This window comes from Amycolatopsis sp. NPDC049253 (assembly GCF_040678995.1).
Lineage (GTDB): Bacteria > Actinomycetota > Actinomycetes > Mycobacteriales > Pseudonocardiaceae > Amycolatopsis.
The window spans coordinates 283,663-302,322 of sequence record NZ_JBFAQX010000004.1 but is presented as its reverse complement, the minus strand read 5'-3'; the positions used below and the strand labels follow the sequence as shown (position 1 = coordinate 302,322).

The 18,660-nt window shown below is 71.5% G+C and carries 18 protein-coding genes; 5 read left to right on the top strand and 13 right to left on the bottom strand.

Translation table 11 applies throughout. From position 1 onward, the window contains the following. Positions 1–85: 85 nt before the first annotated feature. From AB0K15_RS11915 to AB0K15_RS11905, 3 genes are all read right to left on the bottom strand, one after another. Positions 86–1,507, bottom strand: coding sequence for an SPFH domain-containing protein (locus AB0K15_RS11915; RefSeq protein WP_364048995.1), 1,422 nt, complete (start codon positions 1,505–1,507; stop codon positions 86–88). Positions 1,508–1,560: 53 nt separating this feature from the next. Further along, positions 1,561–1,995, bottom strand: coding sequence for an NfeD family protein (locus AB0K15_RS11910; RefSeq protein ID WP_364048547.1), 435 nt, complete (start codon positions 1,993–1,995; stop codon positions 1,561–1,563). 103 nt (positions 1,996–2,098) lie between these two features. Next, on the bottom strand, positions 2,099–2,905 hold the full coding sequence (locus AB0K15_RS11905) for a DUF3097 domain-containing protein (RefSeq protein WP_364048545.1): 807 nt from the start codon (positions 2,903–2,905) through the stop codon (positions 2,099–2,101). Between the two features lie 100 nt (positions 2,906–3,005). Here AB0K15_RS11905 and AB0K15_RS11900 point away from each other — a divergent pair, with 100 nt between their 5' ends. Next, the gene (locus AB0K15_RS11900) at positions 3,006–3,782 is read left to right on the top strand and encodes a M50 family metallopeptidase (RefSeq protein WP_364048543.1); all 777 of its coding nucleotides are present in this window, start codon (positions 3,006–3,008) and stop codon (positions 3,780–3,782) included. Positions 3,783–3,791: 9 nt separating this feature from the next. Here AB0K15_RS11900 and AB0K15_RS11895 read toward each other — a convergent pair whose 3' ends face one another. The 5 genes from AB0K15_RS11895 to AB0K15_RS11875 form a co-directional block, all read right to left on the bottom strand. Next, positions 3,792–4,229 carry a hypothetical protein gene (locus AB0K15_RS11895; RefSeq protein WP_364048541.1) on the bottom strand — a complete coding sequence of 146 codons (438 nt, stop codon included), beginning with the start codon at positions 4,227–4,229 and terminating at the stop codon, positions 3,792–3,794. A 3-nt stretch (positions 4,230–4,232) separates the two neighbouring features. Next, positions 4,233–4,457, bottom strand: coding sequence for a hypothetical protein (locus tag AB0K15_RS11890; RefSeq protein ID WP_364048539.1), 225 nt, complete (start codon positions 4,455–4,457; stop codon positions 4,233–4,235). A gap of 137 nt (positions 4,458–4,594) precedes the next feature. Then, a complete protein-coding gene (locus tag AB0K15_RS11885; RefSeq protein WP_364048993.1) occupies positions 4,595–5,290 on the bottom strand; it encodes an aminoglycoside phosphotransferase family protein in 696 nt (231 codons plus the stop codon). Between the two features lie 161 nt (positions 5,291–5,451). Beyond that, positions 5,452–6,261 (bottom strand): SCO1664 family protein, encoded by an 810-nt coding sequence (locus tag AB0K15_RS11880; RefSeq protein WP_364048537.1) that lies wholly within the window; start codon positions 6,259–6,261, stop codon positions 5,452–5,454. A gap of 8 nt (positions 6,262–6,269) precedes the next feature. After that, positions 6,270–6,845: a DUF3090 domain-containing protein gene (locus AB0K15_RS11875; RefSeq protein WP_364048535.1), complete on the bottom strand. Its 576-nt coding sequence runs from the start codon at positions 6,843–6,845 to the stop codon at positions 6,270–6,272. 119 nt (positions 6,846–6,964) lie between these two features. Here AB0K15_RS11875 and AB0K15_RS11870 point away from each other — a divergent pair, with 119 nt between their 5' ends. The 4 genes from AB0K15_RS11870 (at position 6,965) to AB0K15_RS11855 (ending at position 11,336) form a co-directional block, all read left to right on the top strand. After that, positions 6,965–8,896 carry a prolyl oligopeptidase family serine peptidase gene (locus AB0K15_RS11870; RefSeq protein WP_364048533.1) on the top strand — a complete coding sequence of 644 codons (1,932 nt, stop codon included), beginning with the start codon at positions 6,965–6,967 and terminating at the stop codon, positions 8,894–8,896. After that, positions 8,893–9,792 carry an LD-carboxypeptidase gene (locus tag AB0K15_RS11865; RefSeq protein ID WP_364048531.1) on the top strand — a complete coding sequence of 300 codons (900 nt, stop codon included), beginning with the start codon at positions 8,893–8,895 and terminating at the stop codon, positions 9,790–9,792. The genes AB0K15_RS11870 and AB0K15_RS11865 overlap by 4 nt, the downstream gene beginning before the upstream one ends. A 2-nt stretch (positions 9,793–9,794) precedes the next feature. Beyond that, on the top strand, positions 9,795–10,208 hold the full coding sequence (locus AB0K15_RS11860; RefSeq protein ID WP_364048529.1) for a TIGR03668 family PPOX class F420-dependent oxidoreductase: 414 nt from the start codon (positions 9,795–9,797) through the stop codon (positions 10,206–10,208). A gap of 477 nt (positions 10,209–10,685) precedes the next feature. After that, positions 10,686–11,336: a hypothetical protein gene (locus AB0K15_RS11855; RefSeq protein ID WP_364048527.1), complete on the top strand. Its 651-nt coding sequence runs from the start codon at positions 10,686–10,688 to the stop codon at positions 11,334–11,336. Here AB0K15_RS11855 and mptB read toward each other — a convergent pair. The 5 genes from mptB to AB0K15_RS11830 all read right to left on the bottom strand — a co-directional run bounded on the left by mptB (position 11,333) and on the right by AB0K15_RS11830 (position 18,432). Continuing rightward, positions 11,333–12,907 carry a polyprenol phosphomannose-dependent alpha 1,6 mannosyltransferase MptB gene (gene mptB / locus AB0K15_RS11850; RefSeq protein ID WP_364048525.1) on the bottom strand — a complete coding sequence of 525 codons (1,575 nt, stop codon included), beginning with the start codon at positions 12,905–12,907 and terminating at the stop codon, positions 11,333–11,335. The two genes, AB0K15_RS11855 and mptB, sit on opposite strands and share 4 nt — an antisense overlap. Before the next feature lie 157 nt (positions 12,908–13,064). Next, positions 13,065–14,717, bottom strand: coding sequence for an ABC transporter ATP-binding protein (locus tag AB0K15_RS11845; protein ID WP_364048523.1), 1,653 nt, complete (start codon positions 14,715–14,717; stop codon positions 13,065–13,067). After that, positions 14,714–15,634, bottom strand: coding sequence for an ABC transporter permease (locus tag AB0K15_RS11840; protein ID WP_364048522.1), 921 nt, complete (start codon positions 15,632–15,634; stop codon positions 14,714–14,716). Before AB0K15_RS11840 ends, AB0K15_RS11845 begins: the two co-directional genes overlap by 4 nt. Next, positions 15,631–16,659 carry an ABC transporter permease gene (locus tag AB0K15_RS11835; protein ID WP_364048521.1) on the bottom strand — a complete coding sequence of 343 codons (1,029 nt, stop codon included), beginning with the start codon at positions 16,657–16,659 and terminating at the stop codon, positions 15,631–15,633. Before AB0K15_RS11835 ends, AB0K15_RS11840 begins: the two co-directional genes overlap by 4 nt. A gap of 6 nt (positions 16,660–16,665) precedes the next feature. Further along, complete coding sequence (locus tag AB0K15_RS11830; RefSeq protein WP_364048991.1) at positions 16,666–18,432, bottom strand: ABC transporter substrate-binding protein; 1,767 nt, start codon at positions 18,430–18,432, stop codon at positions 16,666–16,668. Positions 18,433–18,660: the final 228 nt, after the last annotated feature.

Here is an 18,660-nt window from a genome sequence, read left to right as displayed (position 1 = left end):
TTCCCGCCCCCCCCGCCGTTTTCCCTATCCCGTGGGGGCCGCCCCCGCGCCCGCGGGCCCCCCGCCCCTCTTTTGCGTGGTGTTGTCAGCGGCGCTGCTGCGGCGGGCCGCCCTGGGGTCCGCCGAACGGGCCCTGCTGCGGGAACGGCCCACTGCCCGGACCCTGACCCTGCTGGCCGCCGAACTGCTGCGGCGGGCCCTGGTACGGGCCACCCGGCGGCGTGGTCGGAGGCTGCGGCTGCGGGAGCGACGGCGGGTTCTGCTGCTGGACACCCGGCGGCGGCGTGCTGGGCGGCGGCGTGGCCGGAGCCGGCGGTGTGGCCGGCTCTTCTTCCGCCGGGGCGGCCGGAGCCGCGGCTTCCGGCGGCGGGGTGGCTCCGCCGAGGGCGCGGCGCGGCGGCGGGGTGTTGAGCGGGCTCGGCACCTCCTTGCGCGCCACGGCTTCCGCGGCGGCGACGGCCTCGGCGACCTTCGGGTCGGTCGAGGTGTCGAACCAGCCGGCGACCTCATCGTCGTCGAGGTCCGGGCGCTCGGGGGTGTCGTCCTTCGGCGGCTCGTAACGGAACACGCCGTCGTCGCCGGGGGCGCCGAGCGCGCGGGCGAAGCCTTCGAGGGCCTTGCCGTAGTCGCTCGGGATCATCCAGACCTTGTTCGCGTCGCCCTGCGCCATCTGCGGCAGGGTCTGCAGGTACTGGTAGGCGAGCACCTCGGGCGTCGGCCGGCCGGCCTTGATGGCGGCGAAGACCTTCTCGATCGCCTTCGCCTGGCCCTGGGCCTGCAGGTAACGGGCGGCGCGTTCACCCTGCGCACGCAGGATGCGCGACTGCCGCTCGGCCTCGGCCGCGAGGATCGCGGCCTGCTTCTGGCCTTCCGCGGAGAGGATCTGGCTCTGCTTCTGGCCTTCCGCCGTCTTGATCGACGACTCCCGCTGGCCTTCGGCGGTGAGGATCATCGCGCGCTTCTCCCGGTCGGCGCGCATCTGCTTCTCCATCGAGTCCTGGATCGACGGCGGCGGGTCGATCGCCTTGAGCTCGACCCGGGCGACGCGGATGCCCCAGCGGCCGGTGGCCTCGTCGAGCACGCCGCGCAGCTGGCTGTTGATCGCGTCGCGGGAGGTCAGCGTCTGCTCCAGGCTCATGCCACCGACCACGTTGCGGAGCGTGGTGGTGGTGAGCTGCTCGACACCGATGATGTAGTTGGAGATCTCGTAGACCGCGGCGCGCGAGTCGGTGACTTGGAAGTACACGACGGTGTCGATGTTGACCGTCAGGTTGTCCTCGGTGATCACCGGCTGCGGCGGGAACGAGACGACTTGCTCGCGCAGGTCGATCCGGGCGCGGACCTTGTCCAGGAACGGCACCAGGAACGTCAGGCCGGGCGAGGCGACCGTGCGGAACCGGCCGAGTCGCTCGATCACCGCCGACTGGGCCTGCGGCACCACCATGATCGCCTTGACCACCGTGATGATGACGAACAAGACCAGAAGCGCGACCACGACGATCGCAATTGTCGACAAGAGCGTTTCCCCTTACCTAGTACCGTTTTCCGGAGTTCTCGCGATCACGACACGACGTCCACCACGGCGGTGGCGCCCGAGATCTCGACGACGGTGACGCTGGTACCCGGCGCGATCGGCGGGTGCGACTCGTGCACGGCGCGCGCCGACCAGATCTCTCCCCCGATCTTCACCTGTCCGGCGTCGTAGTCCACTGTGGACACGACGACGGCGCGGGCGCCGATGAGCGCGTCCGTGCCCGTGGGCGTGTGGGAGCCGGCGAGGAAGCGGCGCTTGAGCGCGGGGCGGGCGAGCGCCAGCAGCGCGACGGAGCTGACGGCGAACACGGCGACGTCGATGAAGATGTTGCCGGTGATCGCTTCGGAGCCGGCGCCGAGCAGCGCGGCGATGCCGAGCATGATCAACACGAAGTCGCCGGAGATGACTTCCGCGATCATCAGGACGATGCCGATGATCAGCCAGATCAATGCCACTGCCATGTGCTCATGCTCTCAGATCGCGCCGGTTCGCACCGGGCAAGTGACTCGACGTGACCGACGCGTGACCTTGCCCAAAAACGGACATACCGGGCTCACGCCAGGCTCATTCGGGAGGCTCGGTGACGAAGTCGATGAGCCGTTCGACGGCGCCGATGAGCGGCGTCTCGAGGTCGCGGAAACTGCTCACCGCGGCCAGGACCCGTTGCCAGCCTTCATACGTCTCGCCCCAGCCGAGTGCCTCGCAGATGCCGACCTTCCACTCGGTGCCGCGCGGGATCTCCGGCCACGCGCGGATGCCGACGGCCGCGGGTTTCACGGCCTGCCAGATGTCCACGTACGGGTGACCGGTCACGAGCACCTGCTCGTCGCGGACCTGCGCGACCAGCCGTGACTCCTTGCTGCCTTTTACGAGGTGGTCGACCAGCACACCGAGGCGGCGGCCGGGACCGGTGCCGAACTCGGCGATCTTCCCGGCCAGCACGTCGACGCCGTCGAGCGGCTCCACGACCACGCCTTCCACCCGCAGATCGTGGCCCCACACGCGTTCGACGAGCTCGGCGTCGTGCTTGCCTTCGACCCAGATCCGGGAGTCCCGCGCCACGCGGGCCTGCAGGCCCTGCACCTTCACCGACCCGGACGCCGACACCTTCTTGACGGGCGCGGCGGCCTTGCGGACCGGCACGAGCGTGACGGGCTTGCCCTCCAGCAGGAACGCCGCGGGGCCGAGCGGGAACACGCGGTGGCGGCCCTTGGCGTCCTCCAGGACGACGTTCCCGTACTCGATCTTCACGACCGCGCCGCAGTAGCCGCTGGCTGGGTCTTCGACCACGAGCCCGGGTTCGGCCGGGATCTCGGGGATCTTCCGCTTGCGCGGACCCGACAGCACGTCGTCGTACGAATGTGAGCGCACGGGCGAGCACGCTAGTGCGGTTCCTGGGGCGAAGTCGTGCCGCCACGCCGGTCGGCCGCGATCCGTGACGTCCTTCGGCGGCCGGAAATGTCGTACCCACGTGCGATTCTTCGGGTTCCTGCCGTTCCCAGGGGAGGTCGAGGTCATGGCGGGTGGGGGGTTCGTCGGGTCGCTGACCGCCACGGTCGAGGCGCCCGGGCAGTGGTTGGTGCTGGTGACGGGCGTGTTCGCGGCCGCGGTGTCGGCGGGGACGTTCGCGTTCCTGGCCGGCGAGAAAGATCTGCTGATCGGGCGCGCGAACGTGCTGGGGACGGTGTTCCACGAGGCCGGGCACGCGTTCGCCAGCGTCCTGACCGGCGGCGGGGTGTACCGGATCGCGATCACCGGCGCCGACAGCGGCGCCACGTGGTCGTGGACGCCGTCGCCGTGGTCGCGGACCTTGACGAGCGTGGCCGGCTACGCGATGCCGTCGCTGGCCGGGCTCGGTGCGGCCGGCTTGCTGCGCCACGGCCACGCGCCTGCCGTCCTCGCGCTCACCACACTGGTGATGGTGCTCGTCCTGGTGGTCACGCGTGACCTGGTCACGTTCGTGGCGGTGGTGGCGCTCGGGATGGTCACCTTCACCGTGTGGCGGACGGCGCCGGGGTGGGTGCAGAACGCCGTCGCGTACGGCGAGGCGTGGCTGCTGCTCACCAGCGAGATCGGCGGGCTGGCCGTGCTCGTGTCCAACCGGGTGCGTCACGGCCTGCGCCACCACACCGACGACGCGGCCGGCCTCGCGGAGCTCACGTCGGTCCCGGCGTTCGTCTGGATCGCCGGCTGGTTCGTGGTCATCGGCTGGGCACTGGAGAACGCGGTGCCGCTCCTATGGCCGTGACGAGCCGGTTCAGCGGGCGGGTGTGGATTCCTTCCGCGGGATGCGGGTGCCGTAGAGGGTTTCGGCGAGGTCCGCGTACAGGCGCGGCGCGAGCTCGGCGTCGGTGCCGCGGGCTTCCGCGGGCAGGTTGCCGAGGGCGTCCCGGACGGCGCCGGGGTCGCCTTCGTACATCATGATCCCGAGCACGAGCGGGAGCTTCTCGACCGGGAGCTCGGCCGTGCCCCGGGCGACCATCGTGTCCCATTCCGCGGCGGTGATGTGCTGTTCGATGAGCGGGAGCACGTAGTCCTCCTCCGCGCCAAAGTGCTCGTACAGCACGGTGATCAGCGGGTCGAGGACGGCCAGCACGGCGTCGCGGTGCCCGGGGTTCGGCTCGGTGCGCCAGACGGAGACGGCTTCGGTGAGGTCGACGCCGAGGAACACGATGCGTTCGTGGTGGCGCTCCATGCCTTACACGAGCGCGATGTCGGCCGGGCAGCGTTCGAGCAGGTTGGGCCAGATCTCGAGGTCTTCGGCGTGATGGTGGTGGTGCAGGATCGTGCTGACGAGGTCGAGGTGGCCGGCGACGAGCGCCGCGCGCTCGGTGTCCCCCTCGGCGACGCCTGCGATCAGCTTCGGCATCAGCCCGAACTCGCGCCACAGCGCGGTGTGCACCATGCGCATCTCGCGGGTCATCGCGCCGGGAGCCTTCGTTGCGGTCAGGTCAGCCCTTCGGCAGGGGGAGCCGGCGCGTGCTCGCCCGGCATCCCGCGACACGGGGCCCGTGGTGGCGGTTGAACCCCGAGCCGAACAGTGACGAGCGCCACACCGTGTCACCGCAGGAGGGCGAGGACCGCGTCGGTGAAGGGTGTCGGGCCGGTGCGGCGCAGGGGGCCCATCGCGATGAGCGGGGCGAGCGCGACGCACCAGGCTCGGGTGCGGTCCGGGTCGGGCACCTGGGCGAGGCCGTCGTCGAGCGTGCCGCCGGTGGAGAGCGGGAGGAACGCCCAGTCGACGCCGTCGAGGGCGGGGTCGCCGACGCACGGGCGAGGATCGATCGCGACGATGCCGCGGGCCGGGCCGGCGTCGAGGACGTTGCCGGGATGCAGGTCGCCGTGGACGAGGGCGACGGGACCGGTCGTGGCGAGGGTTTCGGCGCGGGTGCGCCCGGCGTGCAGGACGGCCACCGGCAGGTGCGCTTCCGCGGTGCTGCCGCGCAGGCGGCGTTCGGCGAGGTCGAACATCGCGTGGACGCGCTCGAGCTGAGTCGGGAACGGGCCGTCCACCGCGACCGCGTGGAGCTGGCCGAGCAGGTCGCGGACCTGGTCCCAGGGCACGTCGGCGCCGGTCAGGGTCGTGCCGGGCACGAGGCCTTCGAGCAGGACCGCGCCCGCGGCGAGGTCGGTGTCGACCAGCTGCACGATCCGCGGCAGACCCGCCCACGCCTGCAAGGCCGTGGCCTCGGCCTGGGCGATCCCGGGTTCGGGGCACAGCTTCAGGACGCGGGGACCGTCCGGGCTGTCGCACAGCAGTGTCCGGCCGGTGTTGCCTGGGCGCGCTTCCCGGACCGTGAGGTCCCAGCGCTGCGCGAGGCGCGTGACGAGGTCGGGCAGCGCGTCGCACCAGGGTCCGACGCCCGCGCCGAACCGGTCGACGAGCCGCGCGCGGGCCGCGGCGTCCAGCGAGTCGCTCAGAAGAGCGGCCAGGGGATCGCGCGCCAGTCGTCGCCGGGTTCGGGGAAGACGCCTTCGGCGAGCAGGAAGTCGGTGCGCTGCGAGAGCGCGCGGACCTCGAAGGTGGTGATGTGCTCGCCGAGGTCGGCGCCGAGCTTGCCGTCGAGGTCCGACCGCAGCTTGCGCAGCTTCTCCTCGGCCTCGTCGCCGAGGCGCTCGCCGATCCAGCCCCAGAGCACGGTCCGCAGCTTCGGGTCGGTGTGCAGGCAGATGCCGTGGTCGACCCCGTAGACGCGGCCGTCGGTGCCGGCGAGCAGGTGCCCGCCCTTGCGGTCGGTGTTGTTCACGATCACGTCGAGCACGGCCAGCTCACGCATCCCCGGGTGGTCCGCGTGCACCAGGACCGCCGGGTCGCCGAGGCGGTCATGGGCGTGCAGCACGGTGCGCCAGCCGTCGGGGACCTCGTCGGGAGCGCAGACGTCGACGACGTCGCCGTCCTCGGAGGTCTCCACCCACAGCTGGACCATGCCGGGCCCGAACGGGCCGTCGCGCAGGACGGTCGGCGGGATGGCGCCGAGGCCGGACGCGTCGGCGATCATCGCGGTGGCGACCTCACGGCCGGCGAGGGTGCCGTCGGGGAAGTCCCACAGCGGCCGCTCCCCCGACACCGGCTTGTAGACCACGCGGCCGGTGACGCCGTCGAGCTCGATCGCGCAGAACAGGGTGACGTTGGAGGCGTCGACGAGCCGGCCCTCGACGTCGATGCGGCCGTGCGTGACGAATTCGCGCGCGGCGGGGTCCGTCGGTTCCGGCGGGGTGCTGGCCACCGGCGCCCTCAGTCCTCGGCCACGTCGACGTCGCGGCGGTAGCCGTTCTGCCGCGGGCAGATGTGCCCGGTCGCGTCGAGCGGCTCCCCGCACAGCGGGCACGGCTTGCGCCCGGCGTTGACGACGCGGTCGGCGCGTTCGGTGAAGGCGCGGGCGGCGACCGGGGTGAGGAACACGCGCACGGCGTCGGGGCCCTCTTCGGTGTCGTCGAGGACCACGGTCTCGTCGACCTCACCCTCGGTGATCGCGAGGAGTTCGATCACGACGGCGCTGGAGTCGGCGTCCCAGCCGAGCCCCATGGTGCCGACGCGGAACTCCTCCTCGACCGGCACCGTGAGGGGGTCGACGTCGAGCTGGTCGTCGGGGACGTCGTTGGGCACGTCGGCGCCGAAGCGGCTGACGACCTCCTCGAGAAGGGAGCCGAGGCGTTCGGCGAGGACGACGACCTGCTGTTTCTCGATCGTCACGCTGATCGTCCTGACATCTTCCGACGCCTGGAGGTAGAACGTGCGATCGCCGGGCTCGCCGACCGTTCCGGCGACGAACCGGTCGGGCTTGCGGAAGACGTGGATTACGCGAGACATAGCACCCCCGACCCTAGGCCACGGCCGCATGATCGGCATCCGCCGCCCCTGGTTGACCGGGATTTCGGTGCGGTGCGTGCGGGTGCGGACACGCAGCGGGTCGCCGTTAGGCTTTCCGGGTGCCACAGATCTCGACATACGGAACCTGGACCTCACCCGTTTCGGCGGCGGACGTGGCGGCCGCGGGAGGTGGCGCGTCGTGGCCGGCGACCGTGGGTGACGAACTGTGGTGGGCCGAGGCCCGACCGGCCGAAGGAGGCCGCGTGGCACTCGTGCGCGCGGTGCCGGGTGGCGGGGTCGAGGACGTGGTGCCCGCGCCGTGGAACGTCCGCAACCGGGTGCACGAATACGGCGGCCGCCCGTGGGTCGCGATCGGCGACACCGTGGTTTTCACCCATTGGGCCGATCAGCGGCTGTACGCGTCCGTCGCCGGCGAAGTGAGGCCGCTGACGCCGGAGCCGGCCGAGCCGCAGGGCGTGCGGTACGGCGATCTCCGGCCTGGCCGCGCCGGCGAGGTGTGGGCGGTGCGTGAACGCAGCACCGGGCCGCGCCGCACGGACATCTCCCGCGAGCTCGTGGCCGTGTCCCTCGCCGGCGGCGCCGAGCGGGTGCTCGTGGAGGGGCACCGGTTTTTCACGGCCCCGCAGCTCTCGCCCGACGGCGCGCACGCGGCGTGGCTCGCGTGGGACCACCCGGCGATGCCGTGGGACGGCACGGAGCTGTTCGTCGCGCCCGTGGACGGCGACGGGGTGTTCGGCCGGGCCCGGGTGCTGGCCGGTGGCGCCGACGTGGCGGTCTGCCAGCTGGAGTGGGAGACGCCGGACCGGCTGCTGGCGCTGCTGGACCCGGACGGGTGGTGGAACCTGCACCGCGTCGGGCTCGACGGGTCGGTGGTGAACCTGGCACCGGTGGAGCAGGAGATCGGCGGCGCGATGTGGAAGCTCGGCGCGAGCTGGTTCGCCCCGCTCGGCGGCGGGCGGCACGCCGTGCTCACCCCGGACGGGCTGGCGGTGCTCGACGAGCAAGCCGGTTCGGTGACGCCGGTGGTGCCGGAGCTGAGCGCGTGGTCGGCGTCCGGGCTGGCCGTGGTGCCGGGCGGGGTCGTGGGGATCGCCGGGGGCGCCGACCGCGAGAGCGCCGTGGTGCGGGTGGATCTCGAGGCCGGCACCTGGACGGCGCTGACGCCGCAGCCGGCCGACCTGCCGCCGGCGGAGTACCTGCCGGTGCCGCAGGAGCGCGTGTTCATCGCGGCGGACGGGTCGCGGATCCCGGCGTTCGTGTTCGCGCCGCGGAACCCGGACTTCACCGGTCCCGAGGGTGAGCGGCCGCCGTTCCTGGTCCACGTGCACGGCGGGCCGACGGGGCGCAGCGACGCGGCGCTGGACCTGACGGTCGCGTATTTCACCAGCCGCGGCATCGGCGTGGTGGCCGTGAACTACGGCGGCTCCACCGGCTACGGGCGCGCGTTCCGGGAGCGGCTGCGCGAGCAGTGGGGTGTCGTGGACGTCGGCGACTGCGTGGCGGTGGCCGAGGCGCTCGTGGCCGAGGGCGCCGCCGACGGCGCACGGCTGGGGATCCGGGGCGGCAGCGCGGGCGGGTTCACGTCGGCGGCGTCGATCACGATGACGCGCACGTACGCGGCGGCGACGGTGAAGTTCCCGATCCTGGACCTCGCCACGTGGACGGGAGCGGGCGGCGAGACGCACGACTTCGAGTCGCAGTACCTGGTGGGGCTGGTCGGGCCGTATCCGGAGACCGAGGAGCGCTACCGGGAGCGCTCGCCGATCACGCACGCGGGTTCGCTGGCGGGGCCGGTGCTGTTCCTGCAGGGGCTGGAGGACCAGATCTGCCCGCCGGAGCAGGCGGACCGGTTCGTCGCCGGGCTGGCCGGCAGCGGGGTCGACCACGCCTACCTGCGGTTCCCGGGTGAGCAGCACGGGTTCCGGCGGGCGGAGACGATCGTGACGGCGCTGGAGGCCGAGCTGTCGTTCTACGGCCAGGTGTTCGGGTTCGCGACGCCGGATGTGGCGAAGCTGGAGCTGTCCCGATGAGACCACCGCGGCTGGCGCCCGGGGACACGGTGGCGCTGGTGGCTCCGTCCGGTCCCGTGGCGCCGGACCTGCTCGACGCGGCGCTGCCGGTGCTGCGCGGCTGGGGCGTGAAGGTGCGGGTCGGCGAGGCGGTGCACGGCTCGGCGTCGGGCTACCTGTCCGCGCCGGACGAGGTGCGGGCGGCGGAGTTCGCGGCCGCGTGGCTCGACCCGGAGGTCTCGTGTGTGCTCGCGGCCCGCGGCGGGTACGGCGCGCAGCGGATGCTGGACCTGATCGACTGGACGGCGTTGCGTGATGCCGGCCCGAAGGTGCTGGCGGGATCGTCCGACGTGACGGCGCTGCACCGCGCCGTGGCCACGCACCTGGACCTGGACACGCTGTTCTCGCCGATGCCCGCGTCGGTCCTGTTCGACGAGACGGCGGCCGAGCACCTGCGCCGCACGCTGTTCGAACCGGAGCGCACCCGCGTGCTGCACGCGCCGGGCGCCGACGTGCTCGTGGCGGGACGCGCTTCGGGCGTGCTGGTGGGCGGCAACCTGTCCCTGCTCGCGGCCGGGCTCGGCACGGCGGAGCAGGGGTCGGCCGCGGACGGGATCGTGCTGCTGGAGGACGTGACCGAGAGCGTGTACCGGATCGACCGGATGCTGACGCAGCTGCTGCGCTCGGGCTGGTTCACCGGGGCGCGGGGGGTGGTGCTGGGTTCGTGGGCCGCGTGCGGCGACCCGGCCGAGATCCGGTCGCTGGTGCTGGACCGCTTGACGCCCTGGGGGATTCCGGTGCTGGGCGATTTCGGGTTCGGCCACGTGGCGTCGTCGCCGACGCTGCCGCTGGGCGCGCGGGCCTCGCTGGACACGGAGCTGCGCACGGTGACCCTCGACTCCCCCGCGCTGGCCTGACCATGCGGCTTTCCGCTGACGAAGCCCGTGCCCGGTTTCTCGACGCTCGGGTGGCCCGCCTGGCCACGGCCTCGGCGGCCGGGGTGCCGCACCTGGTACCGGTGACCTTCGCGGTGTCCGGCGACGAGATCGTCTTCGCCGTCGACCACAAACCCAAGTCGACGACCGCGTTGCGCCGCCTGGCGAACATCGCGGAGAACCCGGCGGTGTCGTTCCTCGTCGACGCCTACTCAGACGACTGGTCCCAGCTGTGGTGGGCCCGCGCGGACGGCGTCGCCCGGGTCGCCGACGACGCCGCGCGGGCGGAGCCGGTGTCGTGGCTGGTGGCGAAGTACCCGCAGTACGCCGAGCATCCGCCGGAGCACGCCGTGGTCGTCACGACCGTGCGCTCGTGGCGCGGCTGGTCCTTCTCGTAGCGGGGTGACGACGGCGGCCAACCATCGCCGGGTGATCGGCGATCTTGGTGCCGGGCTCAGGAGACGGCGGTGTTGGCGGGTCTGTCGCGCCGACCGGGTTCGCACCAGGCGAGCAGCCGCAGTCGATCACCAGTTCCGGGTACCCGAAGAAGCTCATCGTCGCCTGCGAGAACGAGGCGATGGAGTCGTGGGACAAGGCCGTGGTCGAGGGCAGCTCGGCCGGATGGTTCAAGATCGGCGGCCGCGACGGTGTGGGGCACGTTCACCGAAACGGCCGAGGACTTCAAGGTGGACGAAAACTTCACCGCCCCCCGCTCTTCCCGGGGTCGACGCGCAGTACGGGTTCTGCGGCGCGGCCACCGACGCCCCCACCTCGCGCCGGTGTTCGCCGCGGCCTTCACGAAGGACCGGTAACGATCACCGGGTGATCGGCGATCTTGGTGCGTGCACAGACGGATTTTGTGGAAAACGGCGGTGGTGTCCGGTCTCGCGGTCCTGGTCGCGGGGTGCTCGTCCGGTGCGGCGACGACGCCGCCCAGCTTGACGACGAAGGCGCCGCCCGTGTCGAGCAGCGTGCCGCCTTCGTCGGCTCCGCCGAAGTTGCCGGAGCGGTTGTTGCCGACCGGCGACGAGGTGGCGAAGGTCGGCCTCGACGACTCGGAGGAGCCGGTCGAGTACGTGGTCGGCTCGACAACACCGCTGCAGCTGGTGAACGTGTGCGGTGCTGCGCAGCCGTGGGATGCGAAGGCGAAGCGGGGTGCTCAGGCCATTGCGACGGGTGCCGCGGGCCAGCTCAAGCAGCTGATGGCCGAGTACGACGGCGTCACCGGGGCCGAGGTGGTCGACGGCGTGAAGAACGCGCTGTCGTGCCGGAAGGTGACGATCGACGACGAGGAGTTCACCAAGCTCGGTGAGTTCACGGTGCCGAAGGTCGCCGACGATCAGTACGGGTTCTGTGTCTCGCTGCAGGGCAGCGGGAGATTCGTGCGGTGCGTGCTGCTGCTCGCGATGGGCGACCGGGCCGAGGCGTTGACGATTTCGAACCGGGATTCGTCCGATGCCAAGGCGCAGCAGGCGGTGTTGAAGAAGGTCGCCCCGGTGTTCGCCGAGGCGCTCGCGCGGCCTTAGTCCTGGGACGAAGAGGGAGCGGCAGGCGCCGCGGGGAGGAACTTGTCTTCCCGCGGTCGCCGCCACGCCGAGATGAGGCCGAGGGGGTCCGGGCGCAGCAGAGAAGCGGCCGCGTAGAGGCTCACGACCACGACGATGGCGATGAACCACCAGTCGTACAGGGCCTGTTCGCCGGTCGGGTAGTACACCAGGGTCACGAAGACCGAGACCGCGACCACGGCGGAGAGGTTGCGGCGTTCCCAGGGGAACGCGGAGATGAGCACGAAGCCCCACGTGAGGTACCACGGCAGGGTCGGCGGCATGAGGATGGCGACGGCCAGCAGGGTGATCGCGGCGCGGTAGACCGCCTTGGCGCCGCCTTCGCGGGCGAGCCACCACTGGCGGATGCCGAAGGCGGCGAGGCCGAGCATGGCGATCGCGCGGGCGACGGTGACGAACGGCGAGGACTGGACGTTGGCGACGAGGTGCACGAGGTTGTACACGGCTTCGCCGATGCCGGTCGGGAAGTTGAGCCAGTTGGCGATGAGCTGGGGTGCGGCGAGGCCCGACCACCAGCCGAGGTTGAGCGAGCCGAGCGAGAGCCACGTGCCGGCGACGAACACGGGCAGGAAGAGCCCGACGGACGCGGCGCCGGCCTTGAAGAAGTTCTTGACCTTCGACTCGCCGGTCATGTTCGCGGCCCACATCCACACGAGGAAGGGCAGCGCGACGGCGGCGGTCGGTTTGATCAGCATGCCGATGGTGACGAGCACGACGGCGACGACGTACTTGCGTTCGAGCGCGGCCAGGACGCCGGTGGTGAGGAAGCCGAGCATCATGAGGTCGTTGTGCGGGCCGCCGAAGAGGTGGATGACCATCATCGGGCTGGCGACCGCGAGCCACAGCGCCACGGGCAGCTTGCCGCCGAGGTGCTTCACGAGCCGTGGCAGCGCCCACAGGGTCATGCCGAGGCCGACGAGCAGCACGACGCGGGTGAGGATCACGCCGGCGATCATGTTGTCCTGCGTGACGGACACGATGCCTTTGGAGATCAGCAGGAACAGCGGCCCGTACGGGGCGGGCGTGGTCTGCCACAGCGGGTGGACGTTCTGCACCACGTTGGGGAGCACGTCGAGCTCGGCGGGGCCGTTGGCGTACGGGTCGAGCCCGTACAGCAGCTGCGCGCCCTGGCCGAGGTAGGAGAAGACGTCGCGGGTGAACAGCGGCGGCGACACGAGCAGGGGCGCCATCCAGCACAGGGCGGCGACGAGGATCGGCTTGCTGCCGATGCGGCCGGCGAGCACGTAGCGGCCGAGGCGGACCCAGGCCCAGACGACGAGGGCGAAGCCGAGGTAGAGCAATCCGTTGGCGAGCGCGCGGCCGTGGCCGTAGCGGATCCACGAGAGGGGTCCGTGGCCGAGGACGGGGTCGCGGATCAGGATCCCGCCGGCGCCGAGCGCGGCGAGCATGAGCAGCGTGGTCCCGATGGTGCCCATCGCGATCGTGCGGTACGGGAACCGCGAGGGCGTGAGGAATCGCGCGTCCGGAGCGCTGATCGCGGACGGCTGCGCGGAGTCGGTGGTGGTCGCCATTTCGATCCAGGAGATTACCGGGTGAATCTTCTCGTCACCGCACGGGCTCCCGCTCCGCTGCCGTTTCGCGCACCTGTTCGGGCAGCCGGCGTGCGGTCCGGGTGAATCTTGCGCCCGTGGGTCGTAAACGTCGGTTTTCGGAAGCGGTCGGGGACGGTCAGCTGCCGCTGGTCGCGCGCTGGGCCGTGCCGCCGGGCAGGGCGGCGAGCAGGGAGCGCGTGTACTCGTGCCGGGGGTCGAGCAGGACCTGTTCGACGGTGCCGGTTTCGACGAGCTCGCCGCGGTACATCACGGCGACCCGGTCGGCGATGTTCCAGGCCAGGCCCAGGTCGTGGGTGATCACGAGCCCGGCGAGGCCGAGTTCGCGCCGCAGCCGCAGCAGCAGGGCGAGGATCTCGCCGCGCACGGACGCGTCGAGCGAGGCGACGGGTTCGTCGGCCACGAGCACGGCGGGTTCGAGCGCCAGCGCGCCGGCGATGACCACGCGCTGGCGCTGGCCGCCCGACAGCTCGTGGGGCAGTCGGTCGAGGAACTTCTCCGGGGGCCGCAGCTCGGCCGCTTCGAGGGCGTTGAGCACGGTGTCGCGTTCGGCGGGCAGGCCGTGGATGCGGGGGCCTTCCGCGACGGCTTCGTAGACGGTGTGGGCGGGGTTGAGTGCGCTGGTGGGGTCTTGCAGCACGAGCTGGACTTTGCGCCGGTACGCGCGCAGCGCGCCGCCGCCTGCGGGCAGGGGCTTGCCGTCGTGGCGGATCGCGCCGGAGTCGGCTTTCTGCAGGCCGAGCAGCGTGCGGGCGAGGGTGGTCTTGCCGGAGCCGGACTGGCCGACCAGGGCCACGATTTCGTCGCGGCGCACGGCGAGGTCGACGCCGTTGACGGCGTGGATGCGCTTGCCGGTGCGGTCGCGGAAGCTCACGCGGAGGTTCTCGGCTTCGAGCAGCGGGGTGTCGCCGGGCCCGGCGCGGTGTTCGGGTTCGGGCGGCAGCGGGGTGCTGGTGGCCGGGGCGAAGCGGGACACGGGGTCGCCGACGGTGGGGAACGCGGCGGCGAGCGCGCGGCTGTGTTCGTGGTGGGGGTCGGCCATGAGCTCGGCGCTGGGGCGTTCCTCGACGAGCTGCCCGTCGTACATCACGGCGATGCGGTCGCAGGTGGCGGCGAGCACGGACAGGTCGTGGCTGATCATGACGAGCCCGATGTCCTGTTCGGCCACGAGCTTCGACAGCAGGGCCAGCACCTGGGCCTGCACGATCACGTCGAGGGCGGTGGTCGGTTCGTCGGCGATCACCAGCCGCGGCGAGCAGGCCAGGGCCATCGCGATCATCACGCGCTGCTTCTGCCCGCCGGACAGCTCGTGCGGGTAGGCGCCGGCGCGCGAGGGTGGCAGGTCGACCTGGTCGAGGAGCTCGGCGACGCGCGCTTTGACCTGGGTCTCGCTGAGCGCGCCGGTCTCGGGCGGGTGCAGGCGCAGGGGTTCGGCGATCTGCTCGCCGATGCGGCGCACGGGGTTCAGCGCGTGCATGGCACCCTGGAACACCACCGACGCCTCGGCCCAGCGCACGGCGCGCAGGCGGCCCCAGCGCATGGTGGTGACGTCTTCGCCGTCGAGCAGGATCTCGCCGGTCACCGTGGCGCTGCGCGGCAGCAGGCGCAGCACGCTCATGGCGACGGTCGACTTGCCCGAGCCGGACTCCCCCGCCACGCCGAGCGTGCCGCCGGCTTCCAGGCGCAGGTCGACGCCACGGACGGCGGCGACCTCGCCGCCGCCGGTGCGGTAGGTGACGCCGAGGTTCTTGAGTTCGAGCAGGGCGGTCACGAGTGTTGTCCTTTGAGCCTCGGGTTCAGCACCGTTTCCAGCCCGCGGCCGACCAGGGTGAAGAACAGCACGACGAGCACGATCGCGATGCCCGGCGGGAGCAGGTTCCACCATGCGCCGCGGCTGACGGCGCCGTTGTTGAGCGCGGTCTCGAGCATGGCGCCCCAGGTGATGGACGTCGGGTCGCCGACGCCGAGGAACGACAGGGTCGCGTCGGCGATGATCGAGTTGCCGACCACGAGGGTGGTGTTGGCGAGCACGAGCGGCGCGACGCCGGGCAGGACGTGTTTGCCGACCACGTGCAGGTGGCCGCCGCCGAGCGCTCGGGAGCGTTCGATGTAGGGGCGGCTTTCGATGGTGAGTGTCTGGGCGCGCACGAGCCGGGCGGTGCTGGGCCAGGCGGTGACGCCGATGGCGAGCACGATCGTCCAGATCCCTTGCGGCAGCACCGCGGACAGCGCGATGGCGAGCACGAGGGAGGGCAGGACGAGGAAGAAGTCGGTGAAGCGCAACAAGATCGTGGAGATCCAGCCGCCGAAGTGCGCGGCGGCGATGCCGATGACGGTGCCGATGAGGACGCTCAGCACGGTGGCGGCGAACCCGACGAGCAGGGAGATCCGGGTGCCCCACATCGTCAGCAGGAGCACGGAGCGGCCGTCGATGTCGGTGCCCAGCCAGAACTGCCCGTCGGGCGGACTGAGCGGGTGGCCGGTGGCTTTGGTGACGTCGAGGCCGTCGGAGTCGCTGATCACCGGCAGCAGCAGGGCGAGCAGGACGGTGAGCACGAGCAGCACGAACCCGGCGAGCGCGGCTTTCTGCGCGGCGAACTCGTGCCAGGTGCGGGCGATGCCGGCGCGGCGGCGGCGCCACGCGATGGCGCGCGGGGTCTCGGCCGCGGCGGTGGCGGGGGCGGTCATGCGGTGCGCACCCTCGGGTCGAGCACGCGGTAGAGCAGTTCCGCGAGCAGGTTCATCAGGACGACGGCGCTGGCGAGCACGACGAAAACCCCTTGCAGCACCGGCAGGTCCGGGCCGTGCAGCGCGTCGTAGGTGAGCTGGCCGAGGCCCGGCCAGCTGAACACGGCTTCGACGGTGACGGCGCCGGAGACGACCATGCCGAACTGCATGAACACCAGGGTCACGGTGGGCAGCAGCGCGTTGGGCACGGCGTGGCGTCGGCGGACGAGGTCGTCGCGCAGGCCTTTGGCGCGGGCGGTGGTGAGGTAGTCGGCGTTCATCTCCCCCAGCAGCGACGAGCGCATCACCAGCATGTACTGGGCGTAGAACACCGCGAGCAGCGTCACGCACGGCAGGACGAGGTGGTGCAGCACGTCGAGGCCCTGGGCGAAGAACCCGGGGCCGGCGTCGGGCGAGTGCATGCCGCGGCTGGGGAACAGGCCCCCGGTGACGACGAGCAGCAGCAGACCGAGCCAGAACTGCGGCACCGACCACAGGGTCAGCGCGATGCCGGTCTGGGCGCGGTCGAAGAAGCTGTCGCGCTTCCAGGCGGCGCGGATGCCGAGCCACAGGCCCAGCGCGACGGCGAGCACGGTCGCGCTGCCCACGAGCAGCACGGTCGGCCACAGCCGTTCGCCGATCATGTCGAGCACGGGCCGGCGTTCGATGTAGGAGGTGCCGAAGTCGCCGCGGAACAGGCCGGTGAAGTAGTCCCAGAACTGCGTGAGCAGGGGCTTGTCGATGCCGAGGCGGTCGCGCAACTCGGCGATCTGCGCGGGGTCGGTGGGCCGTTCGCGGACCATGAACGCCACGGGGTCGCCGGGCAGGAGCCGGAACAGCAGGAACCCGAGGACGATCACCAGGAGGATGCTGGCGAGGGCTTCGGCGATCTTGGTGAGGACGAACCGGGTGGTGCCGGTCCCGCCGCGGTTCTCGTCGGGGTCGACGAGAACCGCGGCCTGGTCGGAGGTGAGTGCCTGCGTCAAGAGGTGCTACTCCCGGTCGTCCGCGGCTTTGCCGCGCCGGCCGATCATGATGCCGCCGCCGACGAGGACGACGACCACGACGACGCCGAGCACGATCCACAGGACGGTGTTCGAGCCGCCGGCGTCGGCGGCCGCGGTCTCCGTGCCGGCGGGGACGGCGCCGTAGACGCCCCAGTAGCCGGTCTGCTCCAGGATGGAACCCTGGGGCTGCGGCTGGGTCTGGAACCCGGAGAACTTGTCGGAGCGGTAGGCCTCGAGGGCATTGTCGTAGTCGAGGACGACGTTCACGGCCTGGCTGTAGAGGCGGGCCTGGGCCTGCTTGACGTAGCCGGCACGGGTGGCCGGGTCGGTGTCGGTGAGCTGCTGCTTGTAGAACCCGTCGTAGGCCGGGTCGCAGAAGAAGGTGTCGGTGGTGGCGCCCTTGCCCTCGGCGTTGGGCCGCGCGGCGCAGGTGTGCAGCGCGAGCGCGTAGTCCGGGTCGGGGTTGGTGGCGTAGCCGGAGATCGCGAGGTCGTAGTTGCCGGCCGTGGTGCGGTCGTTGAGCTCCTCGTCGGAGACGAGTTCCTGCTTGACCGAGATGCCGATCTGCTGCAGCCAGCCGGCGACGTACTGCGCGGTGCGCTGGTCGAACGCGCGGTTGGCGTGGCCGGTCAGCCGCAGCTCGAGGCGCGCGCCGCCGGGGGCGACGCGGATGCCGTCGGCGCCCTTGGCGTAGCCGGCGTCGTCGAGCGTCTTGTTGGCGGCGGCGAGGTCGAACTTGCGGGCCTCGGCCGGTGAGGGGTCCCAGTGGTAGGCGGAGTAGATCGGCGGGATCACGCCTCCGCCGAGCTGGCCGTAGCCGCCCATGACCTTGTCCACGATGGTCTTGGTGTCGATGCTCTGCGCGATCGCCTGGCGCAGCCGCAGGTCCTTCAGCACGGGGTTGCCGTTGCCGATGGGCTTGTTGTTCACGTCCTCGACGCCGAAGTTGATGTTGATCTCGTTGTAGCGTCGCCCAGGTGCCTGGTTGGTGGCGATGTTCGGCTGGCCCTTGAGGGCGTCGAACTGAGTCGGGGTGAGCCGGTTGATCACGTCGACCTCGCCCTGCTTGAGGGCGTTGACGGCGGCTTCGACGTCCTTGAACACGAGCAGCTGCAGTTCGTCGACCTTGGGCGCGCCGCGCCAGTAGGCGGTGTTGGCCTTGAACTTCACGTACTCGTTCTGCTTGTACTCGGTGAGCTGGTACGGGCCGTCGCTCACGCCGACCACGGACAGGTCGTCGGTCTTCGGGTCGTTGAGGTCCTTGATCGGCGCCCAGATGTGCTCGGGCACGATCGGCACGTCGAGCAGGTCCATGGTGGCCTGCACGGCTTTGGTCTTGATGACCAGCGTGGTGTCGTCCGGCGCGGCGACGCTCTGGAAGTTGGCGACGTAGTTGCCGTTCGCGGTGCGCGCGGTCTCGTCGTCGAGCATGCGCTGGAAGGTGAACGCCGCGTCCTTGGCGGTGACGGGCTGCCCGTCGGACCACTTCACGCCCTTGCGGATCTTGAACGTCCACGTGAGCTTGTCGGGCGAGGTCGTCCACGACTCCGCGAGCGCGGGCGAGGCTTCGGCCTTGTCCGCGCTCGGGATGGTGAGGAACTCGTAGATGAACCGGCCGACCTGCGTGGACGCCGCGAGCGACGCCGTGAACGGGTTCAGGTGGTCGATCCCGGTCGTGAGCGCCACCCGCAGCACCTTCGGCTGCGCCGGCTGCTGTGCCGTGGCTGTGCCCGCCAGCGGCAGAATCGCCATGGTTCCCGCGGCCAGAACCGCGATGGCGCGGTTCACCCCGCGCCGAACGTGCTTGATCCGCACTTGAAGACCACCCCATCGTCTAGCCCCAGAGCCGAAAAGTAACCACATACCGAGGGAAGGGCGCAATATGTTCCGACAACTGTGCGTGTCCGATCGTTATGTGCGGCGTGTCGTCACCGTGCGTGATCTCGGGTGTTCCGGCCCCGGGCCGGACGTAGGATGACT

Bases quoted from the DNA above. Each gene is read 5' to 3' on its own strand.
- AB0K15_RS11910 (WP_364048547.1), bottom strand. From the start codon at position 1,995: ATGGCAGTGGCATTGATCTGGCTGATCATCGGCATCGTCCTGATGATC.
- AB0K15_RS11895 (WP_364048541.1), bottom strand. From the start codon at position 4,229: ATGGAGCGCCACCACGAACGCATCGTGTTCCTCGGCGTCGACCTCACC.
- AB0K15_RS11890 (WP_364048539.1), bottom strand. From the start codon at position 4,457: ATGACCCGCGAGATGCGCATGGTGCACACCGCGCTGTGGCGCGAGTTC.
- AB0K15_RS11875 (WP_364048535.1), bottom strand. From the start codon at position 6,845: ATGTCTCGCGTAATCCACGTCTTCCGCAAGCCCGACCGGTTCGTCGCC.
- AB0K15_RS11865 (WP_364048531.1), top strand. From the start codon at position 8,893: ATGAGACCACCGCGGCTGGCGCCCGGGGACACGGTGGCGCTGGTGGCT.
- AB0K15_RS11860 (WP_364048529.1), top strand. From the start codon at position 9,795: ATGCGGCTTTCCGCTGACGAAGCCCGTGCCCGGTTTCTCGACGCTCGG.
- mptB (WP_364048525.1), bottom strand. From the start codon at position 12,907: ATGGCGACCACCACCGACTCCGCGCAGCCGTCCGCGATCAGCGCTCCG.
- AB0K15_RS11840 (WP_364048522.1), bottom strand. From the start codon at position 15,634: ATGACCGCCCCCGCCACCGCCGCGGCCGAGACCCCGCGCGCCATCGCG.
- AB0K15_RS11830 (WP_364048991.1), bottom strand. From the start codon at position 18,432: ATGGCGATTCTGCCGCTGGCGGGCACAGCCACGGCACAGCAGCCGGCG.